The following is a 12972-nucleotide window of genomic DNA, read 5'->3' on the forward strand; positions in this document are numbered from 1 at the left end:
GTGTCATTTCATTTGAATAGTGAAAAAAGACTACGCACTGCAACGCCCAGATGGCTTGGGGTGGCGGTAAAGGCGCTTGTCTATTTGGAAAAGCATGGAGAGCTCTGTGCCAGCGGATCGATAGCCCGCTCCATTGACTGTGAAGTCACCCTGGTCCGCAGGGTGCTGACACGACTTGTACAGGCAGAATTAATCGCAGCACGCGAGGGCCGTGAGGGAGGCTACGTACTTACCCGTTCGGCAGATAATATTACACTTGCGGATATATACCACGCCATTGAAATATGTGATCCGATTTTTCCGGGGATGATGCATGAACCGGAGACGAACCCTTTTTGTGGGGAGCTCGCGATCGCTGTATGTGAAATATTAGCCGAGAGCGAACGGCGTATGCTGGAAGTATGGGAGTCTCATACACTAGCTTCACTCGCCAAGCGTACAACACTCGCAGCGGGTGGTTGCAGTCTTAATGAAGCTAAGGCTGCAGAGGCCCCCTTCAAAAGGGAGTAGCCTATTTTTTTATTCAAAATGACAATAGCCGATACCCATTCCCCGTGAGCGGATTGTATCGGCTATTGGTGTTGGATGCGGATGCCCCAACCTATACTTCATACGAGCAAATCCGGTTACGCCCTGCATTTTTAGCTTCGTATAATGCTTTATCCGCCTGCTCCAGCAGAGCTGCCCCCGATATATCTCCCCCGGTACCAGGAAAGGTCGTCATGCCGATGGACACGGTAACTTTAAGAATAAGCCCGTCCGCTAAAACAAACTCATGCTGATTCACACCACTAAGAACCTGATTCGCTATGCGCAGGGCTTGCCGAAAAGCACAGTTTGGCAAAAGCACGGTGAATTCTTCTCCCCCGCTGCGGGTGACGATATCATTAGAGCGGCATTTCTCAATCAAAATCTGTCCAAGCTGGCGCAGCACGGCATCCCCCGCAGCATGACCATAGGTATCGTTCACTTCCTTGAAGCGATCAATATCCAGCACCAAAACAGATAGGTGCTCGTGACGTTGACGAGCCCGGGGAAGCTGCTCTTCCAATGAGAATTCAAGCTGCCTTCTGTTGCTTAAATTGGTGAGATGGTCTGTATAGGAGGTGTACTCCAGGCGAAGCAGCAGCTCATTGGAAGTATTGATAGACTCAGCAATAACATATAGAAGAAATCCGCCTGCCATGGAAATTGCGAAATAGAGCGGATAAACGTGCAGGACAACGTACATATTATTGTTCAAATTAATGGTAAGAGAACAGAAAATCACGCCCAAAGCGAAAATATTCATAATGACCAGCTTGGATAAACGGGACCAGGACAGATGTGCCAGCCAAGCGCACCCCAGACCCACGATCATTGTAAAAAAGGCGCCTACAATGGCCTGTTCGGTAACACCAAACAGCAACAATCTGCCCAGACACATCAAAAGGGTAGCCATGAGCGCTGCCGGGCCGCCAATGTAAGTCGCGGGAGCCACGATGGCCAGATGGCGAAGATCGGCAATTGTATTAAAACCAACAGGGATCGAATAGTACATCAGGACGATGCCATAGCACCCAAAAAGAGTACCCCCGATCCAATGAACCTTACGATTTAAGGTATGCAGACGGATTTTATATCTTTGTGATATGAGGCCGGTTATATACAGAAAGGTAACAAGGATACAGGTATTTACAAAGAACGTACTGAACAAGACGCTGACCACTCCCGAGAGGCATATTCCTTCATTTTATCAAAAAAACTGACGTCAGGCTTGAAAATGAAGAATTTATAGAAAATTATTACGTTGGCTTCTCTTATACGTTTCGCTCCAACGTTTAGTGCATAACTGGGAATAGATTGAGCATACTCCAAATATACAAGAATTAGGAAAAAGAGGTGGCGTCCATTTTGCCGCTTTGGAGATGAGGTTTGCTCATGATTCGCTATCCCTATCGCAAATATAACAAAAAGCCGGGTACGGACAGGAAAAATGGAAGCTCTTCGCATTCTTTAAGGATCGAAGCCGATCTGGAAACCAATTTGCAGCAAATAAAGGAATTGACATCTAGTAGTCCGGACTTTATGATCCGCCGCTTTAGTCTTGGACTGAAGGCGGACGTACCTGCCGCGATTGTATTTCTGGATAGTATGGTCAAAACAGACGCAGTGAACGAGCTTGTCATGAAATCATTGCTTAGCCGCCCATCTGCCGAGGCTGAAAGTGCTGAAGGGCTCTACAGCCGGATTCAGACTCATGCGATTGAACTGGGTGAAGTAAATGAATGCGATGATTGGAATTCCATGATGGGACAACTCCTGATGGGAGATACGATCATTTTACTGGAAGGTTGTGAAAAAGCCCTCGCCTGCGGCACACACGGAGGAGAGGCACGGGCGGTCAGCGAGCCAACTACACAGACCGTTGTCAGAGGACCGAAAGAGGGATTTGTAGAATCCATGTCCACAAATATTTCCCTGGTTCGGCGACGGATTAAAAGCGCTGATCTTACGCTGGAGATGTTCAAAGTGGGAAGTACGTCCCTCACGAATGTAGCCATGCTGTATATGAAGAATATTGCAGACCCGAGCGTTGTGGATGAGGTTCGTCAACGGATACAAAACATTAATATTGATGCGGTATTCGAATCCGGGACGGTTGAGGAGATGATACAGGAAAATTCCTCCACACCATTCCCAACGATCTTTAACTCGGAAAGACCCGATACGATCAGCAGTAATATTATGGAGGGCCGAGTGGCGCTTATCATAGACGGAACTCCGTTTGTACTCGTGATGCCTACCGTATTTGCCCAATTCTTTCAGAGTTCTTCGGATTATTCAGAGCGTTACCATATGGGGACTGTCATTCGGCTTATTCGATATATCAGCTTCATTATTCTCATCCTGGGGCCTTCTCTCTACATTGCCTTAACAACATATCATTATGAAATGATACCCACCCCACTGCTGATCAGCATACTGGCCCAGCGGGAATCCGTTCCTTTTCCGGCATTTATGGAGGCGCTTATTTTGGAAATCACGTTTGAGATTTTACGTGAGGCGGGGATTCGAATGCCGCGTGCGGGTGGTCAGACGGTATCCGTGATTGGTGCGCTTGTATTGGGACAGGCGGCCGTGGAGGCCGGGATTGTCACCCCGCTGCTTACAATTGTAGTAGCTTTGACGGGGATAGCCAGCTTTGCCATTCCAGCCTATAACATGGCGGTGGCCGGGAGACTGTTCAGGTTTGTTTTTATGATATTGTCGGCGTTTATGGGGCTGTATGGCATTACATTGGGGTTGATTGCGCTGATCGCACACATGAACAGCCTGCGCTCTTTTGGGACCCCCTACATGGCCCCTTTCAGTCCCTTCGTACTGCAGAGTCAAAAGGATGCCGTATTGCGTCTCCCATTCTGGATGATGAGGAAGCGTCCTATAAGCATTACATCTACGAACCAGAAACAAATGAAGGATGGAAGCGGGAATTCCTCTTCCGATAAAACCACACCGATGCAGGAGGGGGGCAATCAGGGTGTATCAGGGGAAGGGGAATGAACAAAGCACAGTAACCTGTAAGGGGAGAATAGGGATACTGTGCTTGGTCCTGCTACTGTTGTTTCCATTTTTATCAGGCTGCTGGGATTCCGTAGAGCTGAACCAGAGAGCAGTAATAGCGGCTATAGGTATTGATGAGGATGGGGAGTCGGGCTATGTGGTTTCCCTGCAGGTCATCGTGGCAGATGAAATAGCCGGAGCTAAAGCGAGAGGAACTACCCCTGTCGTCTTGTTCCAGGAAAAGGGCAAGAATCTGTTTCAAGCGATCCGTAGAGCTTCACAAAGGGTTTCGCGGATCATTTCTCTGGCGCATATCAGACTGGTCGTTATTGGAGAAAAGCTGGCACGGGCTGGAATTGGCGATACGATGGATTTTCTTGAAAGATCTGGGGAAATCCGGCTGCCGGTGAAAATGATGGTGGCACGCGGTAATACCGGGAAGGATGTGCTGGCAGTCATGACCGCGATCGGCCGTATTCCCGCCAATGATATTTCAGGAAAGCTGGAAACATCGGAGCGTTTGTATGCCGGGGATTACGCGGTGACTATCGACGATGTCATTCGCAGCATGATCAATAAGGGTGGCGGTCCTGTGCTGACGGGCATACAGGTTGATGGGGATTTGGAGCAGGCCCCAGGCAAGAACAATGTGGACAATATTTTACCGAAAGCCGTTGTTCATATTAACGGAATGGGGGTGTTCCAAAAGGACCGGCTTGTCCGCTGGTTGGACGATGACCAGGCGATTGGATTATCAATGATCAACAACAAGGTGAAAAGTGCTGAAACAACGCTAAGCTGCGGTAAGGATAGGGATACTATTGGCATCGAAACCTTGTTCTCTGCAACCAATATACATACTCGGATGGAGCAAGGGGAGCCTGTTTTTGTGATTAACTTAAAGCAGACCGGGGCGGTACAGGAAGCCGAGTGTCCGATTAACCTGAAAAGTCCGGAGGTGATGAAAAGGTTGCAAGAGCAATGGACAGAGGAGACGAAGAAAATGATCACCTCAACAGTCAGGGAAGTTCAGCGTACCCGCAGCGATGTAATAGGCTTCGGTCTTGCGCTGGAGAGGAGCCATCCTAAACAATGGAAAAGGCTCTCTTCCGAATGGAGCCGTCACTTTGCGGAAAGCACCGTTCGTATTCAAGTGACTTCCGTACTGAAACACACCCAGACGCGGACTAACCCATATTCGAAGGGAGAATCAGACTAGTGAAAATAGAACAAGGAGGGAAGGGCCGTGAATAAAAAGATACGGATAGATGCAAAAGAGATGATCTCTCTTATGGTGCTGTTTGAGATGGGCACATCCATGATGTCTATTCCCGGAAGGAATGCGGGTAAGGATGCATGGATCGCCATCCTTATTTCCACGGTTTTTGGGGCAATCCTTTTTGTATGCTATGGCAGTCTTCACCGACGCTTTCCCGACTTGCTCATGACACAGTACTGCAGAACCCTTTTGGGCAAGAAAGCGGGGAGTGCCCTTGCTTTTTTATATATCATATTTTTTCTTTACGGCGGAGCACGGGATCTTCGGGACACGGGGATCCTGATTGCCGACCGGACACTTCAGCATACGCCGTTGACAGTCATCTGTGCCTTGATGATTGGACTTGTGATGTATGTGATGCATCTGGGAATCGAGGTTGCAGGTCGGACGGGCATCATCATGTTGATTCTGTTGCTGCTGCTGGGCCTGGCTACGAATATATTGATTTTGTTGGCAGGCATTGTGGATGTAGGCAATATATTGCCCATAGCTGAGCATGGCTGGCAGCCGATATGGCAAGTTGTCTATTCACAAGCCGTGATGCTCCCGTACGGCGAGATGGTTACGTTTGCGATGATCCTTCCTACATTAAAAAAAGGCTGCCGTGCCAATGGGGTAGGGCTCTCCGCTATATTGCTGGGGGGGCTGCTCCTGTCTGTTGTTACATTGTCCAATGTGCTTGCACTGGGAGAGAACGTGTTCAAACGGGCGACTTACCCGCTGCTCTCGATGATCAGCAAGGTCCAAATATCCGATTTTATCGACAGGATCGATGTTATTGGAGTTATGAGCGTTATTATCTTTGATTTTTTTAAAATTTTCATCTTCTATTATGCGGCAGTTAAGGCTGCGGAGGATGTATTAAGAATATCTTACCATAAGCTGATCCTGCCTTTTGGGCTGATCATGCTGGTTTCTTGCGTATTGATGGCTCTGAACTATCAACATCATCTTGCAACAGGCGAGTTTATGTTGAAATGGCTGTTTCCGATATTTGCCGTGTTTTTTCCTTCCTTACTGCTTATCGTTTCATGGCTGAAAAAGACCCGGAATAAAAAAGGAAAAGAGGATGCCTCGTGAGTCATCGCCTGCCGACAAAACATACATTAGTTATACCTATACGGCAGAAATATTTCCCGGCCAAACATTGACCAGCGATGCCCGTAAATTGTTCGGTAATACGTTGCCTTTCTGATGGGTTATATGTTCTGTTCTTTCTGTTCTTTCTGATTGCTTTTGTGCGTAGAAGCAGAGTTAGAAGAGGGAACTCTCAGAAAACGTGACCATCGTGAGAAAATGAATTGACATGCGTGTCCAATTTGCTTTTTGCCCAGGGTTACAAAGAGCAACAGTAGCATTCCCGCCAAGACGATATATTCCGATGGTCGCATCGTGTGAAAAGCCAATGAAATAGACTCCCAAGGATGATGAACACCAAATAACAAGTTCACCAGCAGAATGGTTCCGAGCATGAGTGCCATAAAGAATGTGAATATCCAGAGTGTTTTCATAAAATCCCCCCGTGTGTATGAGTTGAACGTATATCCTGTATACATTGTGTTGCAAAGTGGCTTAATTTATCCGATCCCATTGACTTGAAATGAAATGAGATTTATACTTATTCTAAATTGATTTATTGTTGTAATTACTAGTTGAAAATAAATATAATCTGCAACAATTAAGGGAGATGCGGTATGAGAACTTTAAATTTAACTTCACAGCGTCAAGCAGTGTACGATGTGGTCCGTGAGGCTCACGATCATCCTACTGCGGCCGACGTTATGAACCGATTGATGGAGCGCGGGTATAATCTGGCCTACGGAACGGTATATAATTCGCTGCGTTATTTGACCGATAAGGAATTGATCCGCGAGCTGAAGCTGGGGGAAGCTGCCAGTCGCTATGACGGACGGATGGACGATCATCAGCATATTATTTGTCAGGTATGCGGACGGGTAGATGAAGTGATGACCGAGGTTCCAGACGATTGGACCGAGACGGTTGCGCATGAAACGGGATATGCCATTGCCCATGCCCATGTCGTATTCGGAGGAGTGTGTAAGGAATGTCAGAACAAGCGAATCAAATAACGCATCGTTTCAAAGCAACCGATATGCCGAGACAGGTGAAGAGAGGCTGGACAACAATGCTGTCAGCGCCTGCTGCTCCCGCACTACAGACGACTCCTTCCAATGAGCCGCTGTACTGTCCGACTACACGCCGCCTCGTTCTGATCAGCTCGGTTCCGGGTGTAGTTCATGATCTGGTGCGCACATTGTCAGACGCGTGCTTTGATGTGATGGTGTTCCATCGCTGGGAGCCGGAAGTCCAACGCCATCTGGGAAGCGATCTGTTGATTTACAATTTGACTGCTGTCGATGCACGTAGCGAGATGCTGGATGTCCGTAACTGGCTTGCAGCAGAGCATATGAAAGACACTCCCGTCATGTATGTAGTTCAGGATCGGTCGGCTGTACGTGCGCATGAGCTGCTTCCTTCCGAAGAGGTCCTGGTATGGCCGCTGGCTTCAAATCACATCGTGCATGATATCGAACGGATGATTGTACGTCATCCGGCAGCTTCCCGTCAGGCAGCGCAAGAGAGCCGACGCGCAGTGTTCAAGGATATCTGGATTGACCGTGATAAAATGCTCGTGTACAAGGAAGAAAAGCAATTAAGTTTAACCAAAACAGAATATGATTTGCTGTTAAAGCTGATGGATGCTCAGGGCAAAGTGATTTCCCGTGAGCAAATGATGCACGATATCTGGGAGACCGATTTTGTAGGCGGCAGCAACGTTGTGGATGTCCATGTTAAAAGCTTGCGCAAGAAGCTGGACGACCGGGCTGGGCAGCCTGAATATATTGCGACTGTGAGAGGTGTAGGCTACAGATTGGCAGATTGAGCTGAAGCCCATGATTTTCCGTCGGATGGACATTCGGCGGATACCTATGCATAGTTTGAAGAAACCGACATTAGGTGTGACAGTTGACTTTATTAGAAGATATGCACTACAATCGGTAGTGTGAGGTGCATCTTATGAAACGACTGAATTTTAAAGCTGGCGAAACTGGACTTAACCGTTTTTTCGGACCTCTGGAAGCCAAAATCATGGATATTTTATGGTCCACTTCGGATCGGAGCATCAAAGAAGTGCAGACCGCGCTGGAGGGGGACCGGGACTTTAATTTTAATACGGTAATGACCGTTATGAACCGTTTGGTGGAGAAGGGAATCCTGAGTAAGAGTATCCGCGGAAGAACGTCTTTATATCGCCCGGTACTAAGCAGGGAAGAGTTCATGGATGAGCAGTCCAAGGAGCTTAGCCACGAATTGGTGGATGAATTTGGTCCACTTGCTGTCAATCATATGATTGATGCTCTGGAGGTGGCCGATCCTATACTGATCGAACGATTGGAGCAAAAAATTAAACAATGGAAAAAGGATATATAAACGATGTGGAGAACACGTTCTAAATTACTGTTTACAGCAGGCGCCCTGATTTCGGGTTTCGCCCTTACGCAGATGGGTATGTACGCCGGTCAGCATCTTTTCGGCTGGAAATTGAATTTTAACGTGTTTCAAATTTGCAGAAGTCTGCTGGAGAATTACGGAATCGGCTACATGGTAGATGCGCTTAGCGGGCTCGTCTTGCTTACCTTCGGCATCGCCGTGTGCGAGGCGGTCCGACAGTGTATGGCCACGAGGGCGGCTTTCCGGAAGTTGCACCGAATGCGTGACCTGCCGCTTACGGAAGCACTGGGTGAACGATATCGTGAACTCGGGGCTGATCGGATATGGGTCATTGAGTATGCCAGGCCTGCCGCCTTCACCATGGGATTATGGAAGCGGCGCATTGTTTTATCCTCCGCATTGTTATCTGTACTGGACAAGCAAGAGGAAGAGGCGGTCATATACCATGAAGCGTATCATATGAAACATTATGATCCATTGAAGACATGGCTGCTGCAAATGTGTGCCATTCTGCTATTCTACTTGCCGGTGCTGCGTCATATTACCAGTCTGTATAAAACGGCCCGTGAAATTCTGGCTGACAACGAAGCGATTCTTCGAACTGGCTCGCCGGTTGGGATTGGAAGCGCGTTGCTCAAGCTTCTGAGCATGACGCCTGCCAATGCCTGCCTGGTCCATTCTGCCGCTCGTTCCTCTTTTGCAGAAACGTCCATTAACTATCGTATCTCGCGTATTCTGGACCCTCAGCAGGAGCAGATCATTCCAATGCCGTGGCGTTCGATTATGTTTTCTGGCTATGTGCTGGTGATGCTGACGCTTATGTTTGCACTTGCGTTAATGTAGCTTGTCAAAGATGGTCTTAAAGGGTAGCGCCTTGTGCGCTACCGAATTATTGATGTGCCGAACACTACGTTGTGTAGTGAGAATTATCTAATCTGTATATTACTTATAAGGAGATGAGCATATGAATCAAACACTTGCGAATATTGGATTACTGTTGGTACGAATCTTTACGGGGGTTATTTTTATTGTTCACGGTTCACAAAAATTCCAGGGACTGGACGGGACCTCCGGCTTCTTCCAAAGTATCGGGCTTCCTGGCTGGTTGGCTCCAGTCGTCGCTGCGGTTGAACTGGTCGGCGGTATTGCACTTGTTCTGGGGATCGGAACACGAATTGCCGGAGCAGCTTTGACCATCGTTATGATCGGTGTGTTGCTGACGGCCAAAAAGGGGCAACCTTTCGGCGAGATTGAATTTGATCTGCTGCTTCTGTTCACCAACCTTCAGCAAGCACTTGTCGGTGGGCGTTTTCTGGCAGTAGATCAGTTCTTTGGCCGTAAAAAGCCTGAAGGCAACAACATACAGGGCTAAATTATTATAAAACTGCGTCCTTAGTCTTAGGGCGCGGTTTTTTGTTTTGCTCATTTATGAAAATTAGTTGTAAATTATTTGCTTGATTTAGCCGATATAACTTCCATTGGGGTAAATCCAAAACATAGCCTTTTTAAGCAAAGGGGAAAAACACATGGACAAAATGCATAAGAGAAAAACCATTTGGACACTCAGGAATAAGCTGGGTCTAGGTTTTTTGCTTGTTTTGTTGATTCCAAGCTTAAGCATTTCGATCGCAACTTATAAATCATCATTTAATGCTATGGAGAAGCAGCTTTATAGTAGTGCAAATCAGGGAGTAGTGACGGCTAATTCGGTAATTGAATATGCACTTGCGAGTAAAATCAAAGATGTGGGTTATTTGGCTAAGAGACTCGACAGCTCCATGATCGATGGTCGAAATAGCCCGTTGATTCAGCCCAAGTTGATTCAATACATAGGTCTGCACGAGGATGCGACCGATACTTTTGTCGGTACTCCAGATGGCTTGATGATTCGAGGGGTACCTAAAAAGGACGAGGGGACATATGATCCGCGCAAGCGGGCCTGGTATATCGAAGCGATGAAGCAGCCTGGCAAGGTGGCTATTACGCCTGTCGTAACCAATTCATCGGGCGTTCCTGTTGTGGTAGTCTCTCAAACGCTTTCAGATCAGTCCGGGGTTATCGGGATTTCACTGAACCTGGAAAGTGTACGCAAGCTGGCCTCCATCAAAGTGGGACAGGAAGGATACATCATCATTTTGGACCATACGAAAAAATTTGTGGTTCACCCTACGGCTAAACCGGGTTCGTCTTCTCAGGAAGATTATATCAATCAGTTGTATGCTGCATCGAGCGGGAGCTTTAATTATATGCACGATGGCCAAGAGAAATATTTGACCTATGTAACGAATAAGGAAACCGGTTGGAAAATTGCAGGAACTTTCTACCAATCCGAAATTAATGATGCTACTACTGCCATGCGTTACGAAACCATTTACGTACTGGCAGCCTCGTTGGTGCTAGCACTTATTGCGATTTTCCTGATTACCCGTTCCATTCTGGTGCCGATCCGCAAACTGCAAAAATCGGCTGAGCAGATCAGTGAAGGCGATTTGACAGGTGATTTGGAAACAGGAAAAACCGATGAGATCGGCCAACTGTCTACCCACTTCCAAACGATGGTGGATAGCTTGCGCACGATGATTCGCAGCGTACACGAAACAACAGACCGGGTAAGCTCTTCAGCCGAGGAGTTGGCTTCGGGCGCAGATCAGACGACCAAGGCTATTGAGCATGTGACCATAGCTATTCAGGAAGTAGCGGTGGGCAGCGAGCATCAGGTTCGAAGCATCAAACATGGCTCTGCAAGCATGGAGGAGCTTGCTCAGCAGGCAGTGAACGTATCCGAGCGTATGGTGGGCGTGTCCGAGCAAGTAAGGGGAAACGCCGAGTCCGCACAAGCAGGCAGCAAGGCGGCTACGCGAGCAGTAGAAAAGATGCATGATATCGATGAGACCGTTAACGATCTTGGACATGCGATGGACTCCCTGAGCGAACGCTCCAGTGAAATTGTAAATATCATCAGCGTCATATCCGGCATTGCCAGGCAAACGAACCTGCTGGCGCTGAATGCATCCATTGAGGCGGCACGCGCTGGCGATCATGGCAAAGGCTTTGCCGTGGTCGCGACGGAGGTACGCAAGCTGGCCGAGGAATCTGCAAAATCGGCGTCCTTGATTTCAGAGCGTATTGAGGCGATGCAGGCTGATATGGACCGCGCTTTGGTGGCTATGCAACAAGCCAAAACACGGGTTACCGAAGGCATTGATTCGGTAAGCACATCGGAGCAATCTTTTGCGGAAATTAGCCAAGCTGTAGAACGGGCGACAGGGCATATGAATGACATTACCGGAGTGACACAGGAAATGGCTCGGGGCGCGGCAGATGTCGTGGGTATTATGAGCGACATTTCCCAGATTTCGAATGAGGCAGCAGGCAATACCGAGTCGATTTCGGCCGCAGCCGAACAGCAGCTTGCTTCTATCGAGGAAATTGCTTCTTCCTCGGCAGATCTGAGCCAAATGGCTGAGGAACTGCGTGAGCTGGTTGGACGCTTCCGGATAGAAGGAAAATAATAAACGAATAAAAGCGCATGGATACAGGGTCTAATCTCCGTTCCGTGCGCTTTTATGTCTTTTGCTACAGTATATGAATTATATGTGTTCGTATTTCGGTTTACCGTTGGAATGATTTGTAACGATTCGTACGGATGCGGCGCAGGCTGGTGAGGGCGCGCAATGAGCCTCTCTGAGCCACATTGTTCAGCACCAGTGCGAAAATAACCAGCAATGTCCCGCACAGCTCGAATGGGCTGATCGTATATCCTTGAAAATACATAAGCACCAGTGTCGTAATCGGTACAAAGTTAATGAACAGAATCCCGTTGAGCGGGGACAGGTTGCGGATTCCGGCGTTCCAGCTCAGCAGGGCCGCGAGCCCCGGAAGCAGAATCATAAAGCTCATTTCATATTTGACGGACCATACGTCCTGCCAATCCGGCACTGCGATCCAATGGAAGGCAGAGGAAATGGTGACGACTGCAAAGGAAACTAGGGTTCCAAGCAGACAGGTTAAGGTCGAATAGCGAAGAGTGGACCAGCCTGCAAAGTGGCTACCCCCCATGGAATACACGACCCAGCCGATGACCCCTGCCAATATGAGCAGCAGCGGCAGCACATGCTGTCCGGCAAGTGTGAAGAAGGCCCATTTTCCGTTCGTGATCACAAGTATAGCCCCGGCCAACGCAATCACCATGCTAACCAGGGTATATTTGGGAGGCATTTTGCGGGTCAGGACCCAGATCATCGCAATCGAAATCATCGGCATCAGAACTTCCATAATAGAAGCGACAATCGTACCGGCTGCCCCCATCAGGTGTTGTCCCTGAAAAACAGCCATATTGTAGATGGTAAATCCCATCGTACCGAAGAACAGCAATGTTTTACCCTTCCCTTCAAAGCGAAAAGCAGCCTGTCCCTCTTTGAGCCACAGCAGCACGATCAGAATGAGCGCAACGACAAAATAACGTAAAAATGAAAAGTATAGCGGATCGATTTGTTGTAAGGCGATGTGCGACACCGGGAACATGGCCCCCCAGGACATGCTGGCGATCAGGCACAATAACGATCCGGTCATGATTTGTCTATTCATAGTGAACAAAAGCTCCTCCTTGCCGGCCTCAGCAGACATATCTTATGGACACATCATAAAGGATGGAAAGCCGAGGGTAAAATGATTGA

At 48.1% G+C, this 12972-nt stretch carries 13 protein-coding genes; 10 read left to right on the forward strand and 3 right to left on the reverse strand.

Annotation, left to right across the window (positions count from 1 at the left end):
- Positions 1-12: 12 nt before the first annotated feature.
- The gene (locus JO375_RS07530; RefSeq protein WP_229523872.1) at positions 13-510 is read left to right on the forward strand and encodes an RrF2 family transcriptional regulator; all 498 of its coding nucleotides are present in this window, start codon (positions 13-15) and stop codon (positions 508-510) included.
- A gap of 91 nt (positions 511-601) precedes the next feature.
- Here the strand turns inward: JO375_RS07530 and JO375_RS07535 are convergent, their stop codons facing one another.
- Positions 602-1696 (reverse strand): diguanylate cyclase, encoded by a 1095-nt coding sequence (locus JO375_RS07535; RefSeq protein ID WP_322098710.1) that lies wholly within the window; start codon positions 1694-1696, stop codon positions 602-604.
- Positions 1697-1920: 224 nt separating this feature from the next.
- Here JO375_RS07535 and JO375_RS07540 point away from each other — a divergent pair, with 224 nt between their 5' ends.
- From JO375_RS07540 to JO375_RS07550, 3 genes are read left to right on the forward strand one after another with little or no spacing between them, the layout of a single operon-like run.
- Positions 1921-3543, forward strand: a complete 1623-nt coding sequence (locus JO375_RS07540; RefSeq protein WP_229523874.1) for a spore germination protein — start codon at positions 1921-1923, stop codon at positions 3541-3543.
- A complete protein-coding gene (locus tag JO375_RS07545; RefSeq protein WP_267497674.1) occupies positions 3461-4762 on the forward strand; it encodes a Ger(x)C family spore germination protein in 1302 nt (433 codons plus the stop codon). The genes JO375_RS07540 and JO375_RS07545 overlap by 83 nt, the downstream gene beginning before the upstream one ends.
- A 27-nt stretch (positions 4763-4789) precedes the next feature.
- The gene (locus tag JO375_RS07550) at positions 4790-5902 is read left to right on the forward strand and encodes a GerAB/ArcD/ProY family transporter (RefSeq protein WP_229523876.1); all 1113 of its coding nucleotides are present in this window, start codon (positions 4790-4792) and stop codon (positions 5900-5902) included.
- 119 nt (positions 5903-6021) lie between these two features.
- Here JO375_RS07550 and JO375_RS07555 read toward each other — a convergent pair whose 3' ends face one another.
- Positions 6022-6333, reverse strand: a complete 312-nt coding sequence (locus JO375_RS07555; protein WP_229523877.1) for a hypothetical protein — start codon at positions 6331-6333, stop codon at positions 6022-6024.
- 183 nt (positions 6334-6516) lie between these two features.
- On the opposite strand from JO375_RS07555, the gene JO375_RS07560 reads away from it, so the two are divergent.
- From JO375_RS07560 to JO375_RS07585, 6 genes are all read left to right on the forward strand, one after another.
- Complete coding sequence (locus JO375_RS07560) at positions 6517-6912, forward strand: Fur family transcriptional regulator (RefSeq protein ID WP_229523878.1); 396 nt, start codon at positions 6517-6519, stop codon at positions 6910-6912.
- Positions 6888-7727: a winged helix-turn-helix domain-containing protein gene (locus tag JO375_RS07565; RefSeq protein ID WP_229523879.1), complete on the forward strand. Its 840-nt coding sequence runs from the start codon at positions 6888-6890 to the stop codon at positions 7725-7727. The genes JO375_RS07560 and JO375_RS07565 overlap by 25 nt, the downstream gene beginning before the upstream one ends.
- A gap of 134 nt (positions 7728-7861) precedes the next feature.
- Positions 7862-8275 (forward strand): BlaI/MecI/CopY family transcriptional regulator, encoded by a 414-nt coding sequence (locus JO375_RS07570; RefSeq protein ID WP_229523880.1) that lies wholly within the window; start codon positions 7862-7864, stop codon positions 8273-8275.
- Positions 8276-8278: 3 nt separating this feature from the next.
- Positions 8279-9139: a M56 family metallopeptidase gene (locus tag JO375_RS07575; protein ID WP_229523881.1), complete on the forward strand. Its 861-nt coding sequence runs from the start codon at positions 8279-8281 to the stop codon at positions 9137-9139.
- Positions 9140-9260: 121 nt separating this feature from the next.
- Entirely contained in the window at positions 9261-9668 is a 408-nt protein-coding gene (locus tag JO375_RS07580; RefSeq protein WP_229523882.1) for a DoxX family protein, read from the forward strand.
- A gap of 154 nt (positions 9669-9822) precedes the next feature.
- The gene (locus JO375_RS07585; protein WP_229523883.1) at positions 9823-11808 is read left to right on the forward strand and encodes a methyl-accepting chemotaxis protein; all 1986 of its coding nucleotides are present in this window, start codon (positions 9823-9825) and stop codon (positions 11806-11808) included.
- A gap of 100 nt (positions 11809-11908) precedes the next feature.
- On the opposite strand, the gene JO375_RS07590 is transcribed toward JO375_RS07585, so the two are convergent.
- Positions 11909-12883 (reverse strand): DMT family transporter, encoded by a 975-nt coding sequence (locus JO375_RS07590; protein ID WP_229523884.1) that lies wholly within the window; start codon positions 12881-12883, stop codon positions 11909-11911.
- Between the last annotated feature and the right edge of the window lie 89 nt (positions 12884-12972).

Source organism: Paenibacillus farraposensis (assembly GCF_020736845.1).
Classification (GTDB): Bacteria; Bacillota; Bacilli; order Paenibacillales; family Paenibacillaceae; genus Paenibacillus; species Paenibacillus farraposensis.